This window comes from Mesorhizobium sp. M7A.F.Ca.CA.001.10.2.1 (genome assembly GCF_003998575.1).
Classification (GTDB): Bacteria; Pseudomonadota; Alphaproteobacteria; order Rhizobiales; family Rhizobiaceae; genus Mesorhizobium.
Window position 1 is genome coordinate 1 of record NZ_RZQY01000066.1, and the last position, 15,546, is coordinate 15,546.

Here is a 15,546-nt window from a genome sequence, read left to right on the forward strand (position 1 = left end):
GGGAGGACTACGCCGTGATGCTGAAGGACAAGACCGCCATCATTACAGGCGCGGCGTCGCCGCGCGGCATTGGCAAGGCCACGGCCCGGCGGTTTGCCGCGCAGGGATGCCGTGTGGCAATCTTCGACCTCGACGAAGAAGCCGCCATGAATGCAGCGCGCGACATCGGCCCCGAACACATCGGCGTCGTCTGCGACGTCCGGGATCCAGCTTTTTGCCGCAAGGCGGTTGGTGACGTCATGGCCCGCTTCGGACATGTCGACATCCTGATCAACAATGCCGGCATCAGCCAACCCGACCGGCTGATGGATATCACCCAGGAGAATTTCGATCTGGTCATCGATTCCAGCCTGCGGGGCAGCCTGAACATGGCCCAGGCTAGCGTGCCTTCGATGATCGACCGACGGACCGGCGCGATCGTTTCGATCGGCTCGATCGCGGCCCAGATCGGCGGTGGCATTTTCGGCGGGCCGCATTATTCCGCAGCCAAGGGCGGCATCCACAGCCTCACCAAATCGATGGCGCGCGAACTGGCGCAGCACAATATCCGCGTCAACGCGATTGCCCCAGGCACGATCGACACGGACATCTTTGGCGACAAGCTGACCGAAGACAAGCGGCGCGACATCGTCGTGAACATCCCGCTTGGCCGGCTCGGAACGGCTGACGATATCGCAAAAGCTTGCCTGTTTCTGGTCTCAGACCTGTCCGACTACGTGACGGGGCTCATTCTCGACGTCAACGGCGGCCGATTCATGCACTGAAAAGACAGTCCGCACGGCCCTGCGGATCGATGCGACGACGAAACATTGGAGGCGACGCATGCTCAGGATCAATTCCGGACAAGACGAGGCTCCGCTTGCGCATGGGGCGGCGCTTCCACCATTTCGTCGTGAATTTCCAGCGCCTTCTTCAGCGATCGAAAGCGTGCATCGTCCCGCCTGTTCGATATGGGACACCCCCCGCGAGTTCCAGCCAGATGCCTTGTTGAAGTCAGGGATCAAGGATGAAGCGGTTGCCTCCTACCTGTCAGACACCCGCCCGCTCTATGACGCCGCCAAGCGTTGCGTTAGCCAGCTTTCGGGAATCCTGCTTCTGCTCCAGACCGACAGCCTCGACCGCAACCGCAACGATCTCTTGCTGGCGTCGGTGACAAGGCAGTTGCGCGAGGCAACCGACCGGCTGGGTGCGGTGAAGGCGCCGCCGACAGCGGCCCGCCACCAAGCCGCGCTAGCCGATCTGCTTGTGCTTCTCGGCCGGATACTCTCGCGGCTTGATCGTCTTGCCGATCTCATTGATCCGGCAAGTCCCGATCTCGATGCCGTCGTTGACGCGCTTTTTTTCGCGCAGCGGTCGCTGCGGATGGTTTCGGAACCTTCCGCCGGACTGACGCCCGTGGATTTCAGGGCGGCCTGCTGCAACTGCCGACCCGCGAAAAATTAACCGGCTGGATCAAGGGAGGAAACCGGTGTCACTCTATTCGATCTACGTCCTCGAGTACGGCTACGTGCCCGAATACCACAAGAGCGGCGTCATCTACGGCGCCCACAATGAAGGCTATGTCAAGCTGCCCTACTGCTACGCCGTCATCAAGGGAGACGGTTGGGCCGCGATGGTCGACGTCGGTTACAACGACCGCGACTATGGGAACTATCTTGGCATGCTGTTCAATGTCCAGAACTGGCGCGGACCGCGCGAGGTTCTTGCCGAAATCGGATTGACGCCGGAAGACATCAACGCGGTCTTTATCACGCACGCGCATTTCGATCATTTCGGCAATGTTGATGCATTTCCCAATGCCACCTTCTACGTCCAGAAGAAGGAGCTGCAGGAATGGATCTGGGCGATGTCGCTGCCGGACCGCATGCGCTGGATCCTGTCCGGCATCGATACGGCGGATATCCTGCGTGGTGTGCAGCTGGCGCGCGACAAACGCCTGATCGCGGTCGATGGTGCCATGGAAAACGTCTTCCCCGGCATCGATCTTCACGTCGCCTATGACAGCCATACCTTCGCATGCATGTGGGTGACGGTGCGCAATGATGGCAAGACGGATTCCCAGGACACCTGGGTGCTTGCCGGTGATCTTGTTTACCAGTTCGAGAACCTGAACGGCGCCTCCGAACAGCTCAAGATCGACGACATGTATCTCCCGGTCGGCCTGGCCACCGGCAGCCAGATCAATCTGATCATGGCCACCGAAGCCATGATGAAACAGGTCGGCCATGAGTCTCGACGGGTCATACCCGTTCACGAGTCGCGGCTCGAACAGACATTCCCGTCCCGGCTCTCCAGCCAGAAGCTGCGGATCAGCGAAATCTGTCTGGCCAGCGGAGCAAGATCCGCACTGCTTTAACGGACAAGTTCGATGCCGCGAATCCGCAGAAGGACAAGACACGTGGAAAAGCTTTCAGACAAGCCGAAGCCGGTCACGGCCTTAGGAGAAGGTGCATCCGGACCGAGCAGTTGGTTTGCCTCAGCTGGCGGGCCGACCGCGGGTATCGCGGCGGCAACGCTGGTCCTGTTCGTCTTCGGCGGCCTGATCGCCCCGCAAAGTCTTGGCACCGGCGCGATGAGCGGAATGCTGCCCTTTGCCGCCATCCTGGCCCTCATCAGCCTGGGCCAAACGATGGTCATCCAGCAGGGCGGCATCGATCTGTCCGTGCCGGGGATGGTTTCGCTCAGCGCTGTCATCGTCTGCTACTTCGCGGAGAGCCAACCCGATGCCGAGGGCAGTGTTGCCCTGGCCCTCTTCTACGCTTTCGCCGCTGCGGCGGTAGCGGGGCTGATCAGCGGCCTGCTCGTCAGCAAGGTTCGTGTTGCGCCCATCGTTGCCACGATCGGCATGAACGCGCTGCTCTACGGCCTGAACGTCAAGATTTCAGGCGGCACACCGGTGTCTGTGCCCGGGTCGATAGCAGCGTTCGCCAACGGTAAGATCTTTGGCATCACGCAGCTCGCCTATTTGGCAGTAGCGATGGCTATCGTCGTCATTTTCGTCGTCAAGGCGACGACCTTCGGGCGCAATTTCGAGGCTGTCGGCGCAAACATCAGGGCCGCACGCGCGGCAGGTATCGTCGCTGACCGCTACCAGATCGCCGCGTATGTGGGTGCGAGCCTGTTTTATGCGGCAGGCGGCATTCTGCTCGGCGGCCTTATGCAGCTGCCAAGTCCGCAGCAGGGCGACAACTACCTGATGCCGTCGATCGCCGCGACGGTTCTGGGTGGAACCTCGCTGTTTGGCGGCAAGGGCAATTTGGCGGCAACCGTGATCGCCGCCCTCTTTCTCACACAGCTGCAACAATTGGTGCTGACGACGGGCGCCAGCATCGGCGTTCAATACCTTTTCCAAGGTGCCGCGATCCTGGTTGGGGTCGGCATCTATGGTCTGAATTTTCGCAATCTCAGGCGGGCAATCAGCTTGAGGAACAGGTCGACCGCATGATGTCGGCGGCCAAGGGAATAAACAGTTTCAACGCTGTCCATCACGGGCAGGTTGGAGAACAGCAACCAAACTTCGTTGGGAGGAAATGATGAAGTCTTATCTTGGATTAAACGCGATATCGGGCGCCGCGCTCGCCCTGTCGGCCTTTGCAACTGTCTCACCGCTGTCGATCACACAAGCCGGCGCCGCGGATTGGTGCAAGGGCATCGCCGGTGGTGTCTTCTGCGCCGAACCAGCGGCGACGCCGCCGAGCTTCTGCGGAACGAAGGAAATCTCCGTCGCGCTGGCGGATGGCTTCGCCCAGAACCCCTGGCGGCAGATGACGACGGCCGCTGCGATCAACGAGGCCAGCCAGTGCCCGAATGTCACCGGCTGGGATCATACCGACGGACAGGGTAACACCCAGAAGGCAATCTCCGACCTCAGCGGTCTCGCGGCACGCGGCGTCAATGCCATTGTCGTGTTCCCCGATGCCGGACCAGCCATGTTGCCGGCGATCCGCGATGCCTTCAAGCAAGGCAGCACCGTCGTCCCCTACCGGGCCCGTGTCGGCGGCGAGGAAGGCAAGGATTACAGCGTTTTCGTCGGCACGAACTTCCACCAGGATGGCGTCGACTGGGGCAAATGGATGGCCAAGGCCCTCAACGGCAAGGGAAATGTCGCCTACCTCGGCGGGCCTGCCGGAACCAGTCAGAGCCGTGAGCGCGCTGATGGCATCCTCGAAGCTTTCAAGGACTATCCGGGCATCGTCCAGATCGGACAGAAGCCGTTCGAAGTGACGAATTGGGATTCCAGCATGGTCGCCAAATCGCTGGGCGCGCTAATTGCCCAGTATCCGCAGATCGACGGTGTGATCGCGGACCTCAGCATGGGCGTTGTCGCCTCGGGCGTTTTCGAACGGGCTGGTCGGCCACTTCCGCTGATCGCCGGTGAAGACGCCAACGTGTTCGGCTGCACCTGGAAGAAGCTGCACGATGCCGACGCCAAGTCCGCCTTCCAGTACACGACAAACAGCGCCGAGCAGTGGAACGTGCGTCTGGCCGTACGCTGGGCGATCGCTGAGGCAGCCGGCGGCAAGATGGATCAGCCGCTCGTCATAACCGACCCCAACGGCACCAAACATACGGTGGCTGAGGCCGGTGTGAAGGAAGTGACGAACTTCCAGCTCGAGGATTCGCTTGCCGGAACTGTTTTCTGCAATCCGAAGCTTCCGGAATCCGCTTCAAACGGCACCAGCCTGACTGACGAACAGGTCCTGGCAGCCCTCAAGGGCGGTCTCTGATCTCGAGCCAAACGGGGCGGGCTTCTGTCCGCCCCTTCATCTCCTCAAGGAGGATGATGGAAGTCACTTAGGAGGATCGACCCATGGCCACCGTCGAGCAGCTTCAGTCTGACATGGCAACGCCGACCAGTACTGCGTTGGACAGCCCGTTGGGATTGCGCATGCAAGGCGTGTGGAAGCGTTTCGGCCATGTCGTCGCCGTGAAGGACATTTCGTTTGTGGCCCGATGCGGCGAGGTTCATGCGCTTCTGGGAGAAAATGGCGCAGGCAAGTCGACATTGATGGGCATTGCCTCCGGCACTTTGAGCTACGATCAGGGCTCGATTGAAATATGTGGACAATCTGTAGATCGCTTTAGCGCGGCACAGGCGCAACGGCTCGGGCTCGCCATCGTGCATCAACATCCGGCGGTGCTTCCCGATCTGACGGTGGCTGAAAACCTGCTGCTTGCAGTTCCAGCAGCGCTTCGAACGGATTATGCCAATGACTGGGTAATCGCCCAACTCCGTCGTGTTGGCTCTGCCGTTCACCCCAAGACCCGGCTGTGCGATGTCGACATCGCGCAAAGCCAACTGATAGAACTTGCCAAGGCGCTTGCGATCGACCCAAAGATCCTCATTCTTGACGAACCCACCGCGGCTTTGACAGCCGACCTTGTCGACATCCTGTTTCGCAACGTGCGCGAAGCAGCGACTCGGGGCGCGGCGGTCATCTACATTTCGCATCGGCTGCAGGAAATCAGGCAGATCGCAGACACGGTCACCGTCATGCGTGACGGTGAAGTGAAGGGATCGGCACCGATGCGCGATGTCAGTGATGACCAAATCCTCAACCTCATTGTCGGACGCACCGTCACCAAGCAATTTCCGCTCAAATCAGCCGGTGTCTTGAATGGCGCAAGTATTCTTGAGGTCAAAGGGCTTTCGGGCGCTGATTTCGTAGACATCAATATGTCGGCGCGTGGCGGCGAGATCGTTGGTATCGCCGGCATTACCGGAAACGGCCAGAGCGACTTCCTGCGTTCGCTGGCAGGTCTTGGAAATGCCCGTGGAGCCGTCACTCTGGACGGGAAGACCGTGCCGCTCGGCAACCCGGGTGCCGCTCGTAGTGCCGGCATTATCTATCTGTCTCCCGACCGCCAGCATGAAGGCCTTTTTCCCAGTCTTTCCGTGCGCGAAAACGGTACCATCTCGGCCCTGTCACGTTTCGCGAACTTTGGCGTCGTGGACCGTCCGCTCGAACGGCGGCAAATGGAAGCCCAGCGAGTGGACTTGAACATTCGCGCGGCATCGATCGAGCAGAATGTCGCCACGCTGTCTGGCGGGAACCAGCAAAAGACGATCCTGTCACGAGCTCTCCTGGCAGAGGCTTCACTCGTGCTGGCAGAGGAGCCGACAGCCGGGGTTGACGTGGGTGCCCGCGCCGAAATCTATCGCATCCTGCGTGACGTCGCTTCGCGCGGGACATTGGTTGTGATCGTCTCATCCGATATTGTTGAGCTTGAGGGCGTATGCGACCGCGTGCTGGTCTTCTCCCGCGGGCACGTCGTGGGCGAACTCTCAGGCCAAGACGTCAACGAGGCCAATATCGGCCGGACCATGATAACGGCCACCACCCATCGCAAGACCGACCAGCAAGAACGAGACAGATTCGGCACTACGCGTTCATGGCTGCGAATGGTTGCTGCCGGCGACTATGTTCCAAGCTTCGTGCTTGCCGGGCTAATCGTGCTGCTGGGCGTGGTAGCGTCTGGCCACAACATTCGTTTCGTCTCAGGCTTCAACATCGAGAAGATCCTGTTCCTTTCCGCTGCGCTGGCGTTCGTCTCGTTTGGCCAGATGTGCGCAGTGTTCACCGGCAGGATCGATCTGTCGGTCGGTCCGTTGATCGGCTTGAGCCTCGTCATCGCGTCATTCTTCCTGAATGAAGGTGCCGGCATGGCAACGATAATCGTTGGCGTGTTGGCCGTTTTTGGCGCCGCAGCCCTCGTCGGCCTGACCAACGGGACTTTGGTTCGGTTCGGGAACTTCACCTCCGTTGCCGCCACGCTAGGGGTTTACATCATCATTCAGGGCATCTCGGTGTTGCTGAGGCCCTATCCCGATGGGGCCATCAGCGCCACCGTCATGGATACCATCAAAGCCACTATCGGCAGCATTCCGGTCGTGTTCATCGTCGCGTTGGTCCTGGCGATCATCCTCGAAGTCGGCTTGCGCTACAGCCGTTGGGGGATGAGCTTGCGCGCCGTTGGCTCCAACGAGAAAGCGGCGGCGCATATTGGTGTGCGCACAGGCTGGACCGTCGTCGGCGCGTTCATCGCCGGCAGCTTGCTCACAGCGCTTGGGGGCATGATGGTGGTGGCGCAGCTCGGCATCGGCGATCCCAATCAGGGCATCGAATACACGCTGGGCAGCATTGCCGCAGTGGTCCTCGGCGGAGCCAGTCTCTTTGGCGGACGCGGCAGCTTCATCGGCGTGCTGCTTGGCGCCGTCCTGATCCAGGAAGTCAATTCGTCGATGGTTTTCCTGGGCCTGTCGCAAGCCTGGCAATATTGGTTCATCGGCTTGCTGACGCTGATCGCAGTAGCAGTCTATTCTCAGGCCCGGTCAGCGTCCATTGAGAGGCCGTGAAACGAACTGCCGCAGACTGGAGATACGACGTCGAGTGCGCGAAGATCCGAAAAAAAGCGCGAAATCTCCCCCAACCGCATGTCGACGCTTCCCGTCACTTGATGATGCCGATCTTCTTGCGACCAGATTTCGGTCAGTTGTCTGACGGCTTTCGGCAACGCCTTTTCGAGGTGCAAGCATACCGTCATCTTTTCTTCCGCTCTCGTGCTGACCGGGCGTTTTGCGTCCTAAAGTGGGCCAGAATTTCGGGCCCTATGCACGATTAGTTTTTGCTTGTGAACGCGCAGGCGATTTGTAACTTGTCCCACGAGCCGGTCCGGCAACGGTGGTTCACAAGATGGCCGACAGGAACATTCCCATGGACCACCCATGCCTCTGAAAGCTGCCGCTCATGTCGAGGCCATGTCCGCCTTTGCCTTGGCAAGTTTCGGCGGCTGCGACCGGACAACCCTTGCCCAGAACGAGAGCGCTTTCCCACCCAGCCCCAGGGCGATCACCGCCGGCCAGGACGCGATTGCCCGCAGCCATCTCTATCCTGATCCGGACTGGACTGCACTGCGCAAGGCGATCGCGCAGGCCTATGGGATCGATCCCAATCTGATCTTGTGCGGCGCCGGTTCGATGGACCTGATCAGCTGCACCATCGCGGCCTTTGCGGGACGAGGCGACGAGGTGCTGGGCACGGCCTATGCCTATAATTTCGCAGCCTCCGCCGCCGCGCGTGTTGGTGCGGCCTACATCAAGGCGGCAGAGCACGATTTCACCGTTTCGACCGGCAGCATCCTGGCTGCCATCACGCCGGCAACGCGGGTCGCGTTCGTCTGCAATCCCGGCAATCCGACCGGCACCCGCATCCGCAACGCCGAGCTGCTGCGCTTGCGCGCCGCCTTGCCGCAGGATGTGCTTCTGGTGATCGACCAGGCCTATGGCGAGTTCGACGACCAAGACCCCGAACCGATCTTTGCGCTGGTCGCGCGTGGCGATACGGTCGTGCTGCGCACGCTTTCCAAAGCCTATGGCCTGGCCGGCGCGCGCGTTGGCTGGGGGGTGTTTCCGCCTTCGGTCGCGGCCGGAGTGCGCAAGATGCAGAACTCCAACCAGGTCACAATGACAAGCCTAGCAATGGCCGTCGCGGCCGTGGAGGACCAGGCCTATATGCGAGAAACCGTGGCCCGCACAGCGAGGATTCGCGACCAGTTCGCGCATGAGCTGAGGGCTAAAGGATATGACGTCCCGGAGAGCCGGACGAACTTCGTGCTGATCCGCTTCTCCGACGAAGCCGCCGCGGAGGCCGCAGAGAAGGCCTTATGGGGCGCCGATATCATTGTGCGCGGCCTGGGCGGCTACGGCCTCACGGACTGTTTGCGCGCGACGGTCGGCCCGCAAGAGATAATGGATCGGGCACTGCGCATACTGATCGACATGCACGGCGGATAGTGTTGGCTACCGCATGTTTTGCGACAGAAGCCTCGGGAGACTTGAGAGATGCCGTATTTGCCTGCCCGTGACTTTATCGGCTATGGCGACAAGCCGCCTGCCGCGCAGTGGCCCGGCGGCGCCAAGCTGGCGCTCAACATCGTCGTCAACTATGAGGAAGGCGCCGAATACAGCATCGACGAGGGCGACGGCGTCTCCGAGGCGATTCTGTCGGATCTTGCCGTGTCTCCGGCGGTGCCGGGTCTGCGCAACCGCAATATGGAATCGCTCTACGAATATGGCTCACGCGTCGGCATCTGGCGGCTCGCCTCGCTGTTTCAGGACAAGGACGTCATCCCGACATTCTACGTGGTGGGGCGCGCGCTCGAGCTCAATCCGGCGGCCGGCAAGGCGATCGCAGCACTTGGCAGTGACATCGTCTGCCATGGCTGGCGCTGGATCGATTACGCGCCGTTGAGCGAGGCCGAGGAGCGCAATCACATCGCGATGACCGTGGATACCGTCGAGAGCCTGACCGGCATTCGCCCGCTCGGCTGGTACACCGGCCGGCCCAGCCTCAACACAAGGCGGCTGGTGGCCGAACATGGCGGCTTCCTCTACGATTGCGACGACTACAATGACGACCTGCCCTATTTCGTCGACGTCGATGCCAAGCGGCATCTGGTGGTGCCGCATAGTTTCGACAACAATGACAGCCGGTTCTCGCGCGGCTCCGGCCTGGAGACAGGCAGCCAGTTCTTCGAATATGTCAGCGATGGTGTGGACTGGCTGCTGGCCGAAGCGGAACGGACGCCACGCATGATGACAGTGTCGCTGCACTGCCGGCTGGCAGCACGGCCGGGCCGCATGATCGGGCTCGCCCGCTTCCTCGACAAGATCAAGGCCAATCCAGACATCTGGATTTGCCGCCGCTCGGACCTTGCCCAACATTGGCTGGATCGGTTCGGCGGCTGACGCCATCAACCGGACCGGTCGGGCGAAGCCTTCACCCGTCCGTCAGTGAACGCGCTATTTGTTTGGAATCTCGTAGACCTTGCCGTACCAGGGCACGGCATCGATTTGATCGAGCGCCATGACGTAGAGCACATTCTCGTCGGGTTAGAAGGCAAAGTTCGGCACGGATGGCGACGGCACTGAAAGCGTGCGCCGCAGCTTGCCGCCCTCATCGACGACGAGGATCTTGCCTGGCGCACCGAGCGAGCGTGGGCTCTGGCCGATATACATCTCGCCCGCCTTGTCCATCTTGATGCCGTCAGGCCAGATGTGCGGCTGGTTCGGGAACAGATCATCGAGGCGCAGGAAGACGCGGCGGTTGTTCAGGGGCGTGATCGGGCTGGACATCGAACTCGATGATGATCCGGTTGTCCTCGGTCTCGACCAGATAGAGCATCTTGCCGTCGTTCGAGATGACGAGACCATTGGCGTTGTGCAGGTCGCGGCATCGATCAACGGCCCGCCCTTGCCGGAGCCGGTGAAATAGATGCCACCATCCTTGTCGGGCGCGAAATCATTCGGTCCGCTGAACGGATTGCCGTCCGTGTCCTTGTCATAGGCCGGCAGCGACTTGCCGTCGGCGAAGATGCGGCCGATCGTGTTGTTGTCATAACAAGTAACGAGGAACTCGCCGGTCGTTGTCGGCAGTACAGCCGAAGGGCCGCAGCCGTCCATCTTCCAGAAGATCGCGTTCTTCTTGCCGTCCCACACGTCCACGGAGCCGCGGCCGTGTTCAACGTAGAAGAGCTTGTCCTGATACCAGATCGGACCTTCGGCAAGCCACGCATCGTCATTGATCGCTTTGACGTTCGCCGCGTGCGTGAAGGACGTGAGAATGAGGGCAAACATGGTGCCCAGCAGATGCCGTTTGATCATGCGATCCCCCTTTGTTTTCAGGTGGTCGAAAATCTTCCTCGTTCAGCTCCGCCGGCGTCTCCGGCCGGCTTCGGTTTTCGTCAGTTGGCTCACTGGGCGAACGGGTGGCCGAGCTTCTACGAGCGCAGCCGCTTGCCCTCGGGGTCGAATGGCGGATGCGGCAGCAGGATTGCCTCATGCGGCCTTCCCAGTATGGCGACCGAGACCTTGTCGCCGGCCTTGGCGGAGCCCGCTTTGACATAGCCAAGCGCCAGCGACTGCTCGACGAAATAGCCGTAGGCGCCTGAAGATACCTGGCCGATCGGCGTGCCGTCGGTGAGGAAGATCGGCTCGCCGCCGGTCGCGTCGGCATCCCTGGCGTCGATCGACAGCATGATGAGCTCATCGCGTACCGGCTTGCCGGCGATGGCAGCGTAGGCATCGCGGTTGAGGAACGCGCCCTTGTCCAGTTTGACAAGGCGATCGAACTTGACCTCCTGCGGCCAATATTCGGGCGAATATTCGCGGCTCCAGCTGCCATAGCCCTTCTCGACGCGCAGCGACATCAGCGCGCGCGAGCCGACCGGTCCGGCGCCGACTTCCTTGCCGGCCTTGAGTAGCGCGCCGTAAAGCTCGACCTGGTCAGTGGCTTCACAATGCAGTTCCCAGCCAAGGTCGCCGGTGAAGGACACTCTGAGCGCCACCACATCGATGCCGGCGACGGTGGTCCGGCGCGACTGCATGAAGGGGAACGCCTCGTTCGACAGATCCTCATTGGTCAGGCGCTGCAGCAGGTCGCGCGAACTCGGTCCCGCTACGTTGAAGCCGCAGAGGTCCTCGGTGCGCGAGCGGAACGTCGTGCCCTCGGGCAAGGGGACGGCCTTGAAGAACCGTAGATGGAAGCGCTCGGCCATGCCGGAGCCGATGACCATGAATTCGTCGTCCGCGAGCCTGGTCACGGTGAAGTCGCCGGCGATGCCGCCGCGTTTGCCGATCAGCGGCGTGAGGCAGGAGCGGCCGATCTTTGTCGGCATGCGGTTGGCGAACAGCGCATTGAGCCAGGCCTCGGCACCAGCGCCCTTGACCTCGTATTTGGCGAAATTGGAGATGTCGATGATGCCGGCGCGTTCGCGCAGCATGCGCGCCTCGCGGCCCACCGGTCCCCACCAGTTCTGGCGCGTGAAGCCGATCGTCTCCTCGCGCGGCTCGCCCTCGGCGGCGTACCACAGCGGGTGCTCCCAACCGAAATTGAGACCGAAAACAGCGTTCATTCCCTTTTGCATGTCGTAGGCAGGCCGGGTCCGCACCGGCCGCCCGGCGGCGCGTTCCTCGTTGGGGAAGTGGATCTTGAAGCGATGGCTGTACTGATCCTGGACGCGGGCCTTGGTGAAGGCCTTGCCGGCCCAGTGGCCGAAGCGCGCCATGTCCCAGGCGAACATGTCGAGCGAAGGTTCACCCTCGATCATCCACTCGGCCGCCAGCTTCCCCATGCCGCCCGACTGCGAGAAGCCGGGAATTATGCCGTTGCAACAGAAATAGTTGCTCAGTTCGGGCACCGGTCCGAACAGCACGGCACTGTCCGGCGACCAGATCATCGGTCCGTTGATCACCTTTTTGACGCCGGCGGTGCCGACGGCCGGGACGCGCGCGATCGCGCGCAGCATGTTCTCTTCGATACGGTCGAGATCGTCGGGAAACAGTTCATGGCCGAAATCCAGCGGCGTGCCGTCCTCAGCCCAGAACTTCATCTTGCGCTCATAGGCGCCGATGAGCAGCCCCAGGCCTTCCTGGCGCAGATAGTACTCGCCATCGCGATCGGCGACCGAAGGCAGCCGGCGGCCCATGGCCGCAATTTCCGGGATGGTCTCGGTGACGAAATACTGGTGCTCGGTCGGGATCAAAGGCAGTTGCAGGCCAGCCATCGCGGCGACCTCCCTGCCCCACAGGCCGGCGGCGTTTACCACCCATTGTGTGTGGATGTCGCCCTTCGGCGTGCGCACGATCCAGCTGCCGTCGGGTTGCGCCTCGGTGGCGGTGACCGGCTTGAAGCGATGGATCTCGGCACCGCGCTGACGCGCGCCGGCGGCGTAGGCGGCGGTGACGCCGGACGGGTCGACATTGCCGCCTTCCGGCTCGTACATGATGCAGCGTATGCCGTCGAAGTCGACCAGCGGATGCAGCCGCTCCGCCTCGTCGCGCGCGACTTCGTAGAAATTCATCTTGTAGCGCCGCGCCTTGGCTTCCTGGAGCCTCAGCTGATGCTCGCGCGCCTCGGTCTGGGCCAGATAGAGCGAGCCCGGCTGAAAGATGCCGCAGCCCTGGCCGGTCTCGGCTTCCAGTTCCTTGTAGAGCGCCATGGTGTAGTGCTGGAGGCGGCTGATGTTGGTGGAATCATGCAGGCCGTGGATGTTGGCCGCCGCGTGCCAGGTGGAGCCGGAGGTCAGTTCGCTGCGCTCCAGAAGGACGACATCCGTCCAGCCGAACTTGGCAAGATGATAGAGGATCGAGCAGCCAATCAGACCACCGCCGATGACGACGGCTTGTGCATGAGTACGCATGTTTCTTCCCTTGGTTCGGCGACTTTTCTTCTTTGCGCTTTCGAGAAGCGCCTTGGAGATCTGTTTGGCTGGCTGGTCAATCAGAGTCGCCCAGTGACCCCCCAGGGGCGCAACATGCGCCCCTGGCTTTTTTTGCCGTGACCGGCCCGGCCTAGGCCTTGTCGAGCCAGACCTTATCCAGCTGCAGTTCGAATGTCTGATGCATGCCGAGGTTCTTCACATAGGTCGCATGGTGCCGGTAAAGCGAGCGCCAGAACGCCTGGACGAGGATGCCGGAGTCCTGCAGGATGAATTCGACGTCCTTCATCAGTTCCTTGCGCTTGTCGACATCCGCCATGGCGAGCGCCGCGTTGAGCTTCTTGTCGAATTCCGGGTTGGCGTAGCCGGACTCGTTCCAGGCCTCGCCGCTGCGATAGGCGATCGCCAGCACCTGGACGCCGAGCGGCCGCATGCCCCAATCGGTGGTCGACCACGGATATTTCGTCCAGTCGTTCCAGAACGACGAACCTGGAATGATGGTTCGCTTGACCTTGAAGCCGGCCTCGCGCATCTGCGCGGCGACGACGTCGGCGGGGTCCTTCACATAGTCCGCATCGTAGGAGATCAGCTCGAACTCGTGATCCGTCTGGCCGGCCTCGGCCATCAGCGCCTTGGCCTTGGCGAGATCGCGTGGAACTTTCGGCAAAGCGTAATATTCCGGATGGATCGGGCAGACATGGTGGTTTTCGGCGACCTGTCCAAGGCCGCTATAGCCGAGCTTCAGCACCGTCTCATTGTCGACCACGAGCTGGATGGCGTTGCGCACCCGCTTGTCGTCATAAGGTTTGTTGGTCACATTGGTGCGCAGCACGATGGTTCCGGCCGTGACGACCGGCTCCTTGACCAGGCCCATGCTGTCATAGAGGTCGACCGTGCCGCCCACCGTCTGGTAGTTGCAATCGATCTCACCGGCCTCGAAGGCGCTGGCGATGGCGGGGTTGGACGCGTCCGATCCGTAGTCGGTCCAGTCGACGCCATCGAGATAGGGGTCGCCCCCAAACCAGGTGAAGTCCTTGCGTCGCCGCACCGCGGCCGATTCGCCGACCTTGTATGAGATCAGCTCATAGGGGCCGGTGCCGGGCGTCTTGAGCATGTCGCCGCCGTCCTTGTCGAAGTCGCGATGGACGATGATCGCCGGATAATCGGCAAAGCCCGGAATGATCGTGACGTCGGACTGTTGGCATTTCAGCTTCACCGTGTGGTCGTCGACCTTGGTGATGGCGCCGGCTGCCGCTTTCTTGGTGGCGGGATCGATGAGGGAGTTCATGCGCCCGGCCATCGAATTGCCTTCGGCCGCCTTGTCGCACCAGCGCTCGATGTTGTGGACGATGTCGTCGGCGTTGAAGTCGTCGCCATTCGACCACTTCACGCCCTTGCGCAGATGCAGCGTATATTCGACAGCGTCGTCGCTCACCTCCCAGCTTTCGACCAGGTGGCCCTCGAAGGTGAAGTCGGTGGTGTAGCGGATCATGTAGTCGTTGCACTGGCGCATGACATTGGCGATCTCGGACCAGTCCCAGGAGCGCGGATCCTTCATTTCCTTGATGATCATCTGCATCTTCAGGATGCCGCCCTTCTTGCCCGGCTCCAGTGCGGCGGCCTGCGCAGGCGACGAGCCGATCATTGAATAGGCGAACGCCGTGGAAGCGCCCATCGCGCTCGCCATGGCAAGAAACTCGCGGCGATCCATGCCGCCCTTCCTGACTTCGTCTGCGTAGCTTTCGATGACGGCCGGGACGCGGTCACCGTTGCTCTTGAAAATCGTCATTGTGATTCTCCGGTTTGGGCTTTCCGCCCGTTACATTCCCCTTGCGTGGAAGATGTTAGAGGCGATGCAAAAATCCCGGAAGGGCTTGAGCCCCGGCAAACGGCCGAAAACCAGCCAATAAGACCTAAAAAAACGAAGCCATTGGCGTGTCAATTTTTGAGTTGGAGAATTCACAAGGGGGTAGGACGAACAGCGCTTAAGCGCCATCCTCCTGCGCCCGCAGCGGAATCCATTCCCGCACCGTGCGCGCGATGGTCCCCTTCGAAAGCTGGTTTTCGGTGAGGTAGTAGTTCCACGGACTGGCCGGCCGGACCGGGAACGGTTCGACAAGCAGTCCCCGCCGCAGATACGCGTGGGCAAGCGAGCGCTGGGTCGCGACGAGCCCTGCCCCCATGGCGGCCAGCTCAAGCGCGATGTTGGAAGCGTTGGTCGTCAGGCCCTTGTCGTGATCGTCCATGTCGACGCCCAGTGCCGACGTGACGACCTGCCAATATTCCTGGCGGCCATGCACGAAGATCCAATCGACCTTGAGTATATCC

General features: G+C 61.4%; 11 protein-coding genes and 1 pseudogene. 8 read left to right on the plus strand and 4 right to left on the minus strand.

The window, feature by feature from the left end:
* Positions 1-14 precede the first annotated feature (14 nt).
* From EN964_RS06840 to EN964_RS06875, 8 genes are all read left to right on the plus strand, one after another.
* Entirely contained in the window at positions 15-764 is a 750-nt protein-coding gene (locus EN964_RS06840; RefSeq protein WP_127269015.1) for an SDR family NAD(P)-dependent oxidoreductase, read from the plus strand.
* A gap of 223 nt (positions 765-987) precedes the next feature.
* A complete protein-coding gene (locus EN964_RS06845) occupies positions 988-1,443 on the plus strand; it encodes a hypothetical protein (protein WP_127269012.1) in 456 nt (151 codons plus the stop codon).
* Positions 1,444-1,468: 25 nt separating this feature from the next.
* Entirely contained in the window at positions 1,469-2,356 is an 888-nt protein-coding gene (locus EN964_RS06850; protein WP_127269013.1) for an N-acyl homoserine lactonase family protein, read from the plus strand.
* 42 nt (positions 2,357-2,398) lie between these two features.
* Positions 2,399-3,445: an ABC transporter permease gene (locus EN964_RS06855; RefSeq protein ID WP_127386678.1), complete on the plus strand. Its 1,047-nt coding sequence runs from the start codon at positions 2,399-2,401 to the stop codon at positions 3,443-3,445.
* Positions 3,446-3,533: 88 nt separating this feature from the next.
* Entirely contained in the window at positions 3,534-4,727 is a 1,194-nt protein-coding gene (locus tag EN964_RS06860; RefSeq protein ID WP_164748731.1) for a substrate-binding domain-containing protein, read from the plus strand.
* Between the two features lie 83 nt (positions 4,728-4,810).
* Positions 4,811-7,357, plus strand: a complete 2,547-nt coding sequence (locus EN964_RS06865) for an ATP-binding cassette domain-containing protein (RefSeq protein ID WP_206517115.1) — start codon at positions 4,811-4,813, stop codon at positions 7,355-7,357.
* Positions 7,358-7,726: 369 nt separating this feature from the next.
* A complete protein-coding gene (locus EN964_RS06870) occupies positions 7,727-8,794 on the plus strand; it encodes a histidinol-phosphate transaminase (protein ID WP_236382674.1) in 1,068 nt (355 codons plus the stop codon).
* 48 nt (positions 8,795-8,842) lie between these two features.
* Complete coding sequence (locus tag EN964_RS06875) at positions 8,843-9,748, plus strand: allantoinase PuuE (protein ID WP_127267675.1); 906 nt, start codon at positions 8,843-8,845, stop codon at positions 9,746-9,748.
* Positions 9,749-9,892: 144 nt separating this feature from the next.
* Here the strand turns inward: EN964_RS06875 and EN964_RS06880 are convergent, their stop codons facing one another.
* The 4 genes and pseudogenes from EN964_RS06880 to EN964_RS06895 form a co-directional block, all read right to left on the minus strand.
* Positions 9,893-10,663, minus strand: coding sequence for an SMP-30/gluconolactonase/LRE family protein (locus EN964_RS06880; RefSeq protein WP_127267676.1), 771 nt, complete (start codon positions 10,661-10,663; stop codon positions 9,893-9,895).
* A 116-nt stretch (positions 10,664-10,779) separates the two neighbouring features.
* Positions 10,780-13,200 carry an FAD-dependent oxidoreductase gene (locus EN964_RS06885; RefSeq protein ID WP_127267677.1) on the minus strand — a complete coding sequence of 807 codons (2,421 nt, stop codon included), beginning with the start codon at positions 13,198-13,200 and terminating at the stop codon, positions 10,780-10,782.
* Positions 13,201-13,351: 151 nt separating this feature from the next.
* On the minus strand, positions 13,352-15,007 hold the full coding sequence (locus EN964_RS06890; protein WP_127269656.1) for an ABC transporter substrate-binding protein: 1,656 nt from the start codon (positions 15,005-15,007) through the stop codon (positions 13,352-13,354).
* Between the two features lie 196 nt (positions 15,008-15,203).
* Positions 15,204-15,546, minus strand: a pseudogene (locus EN964_RS06895) (LysR family transcriptional regulator); the annotation flags it as partial.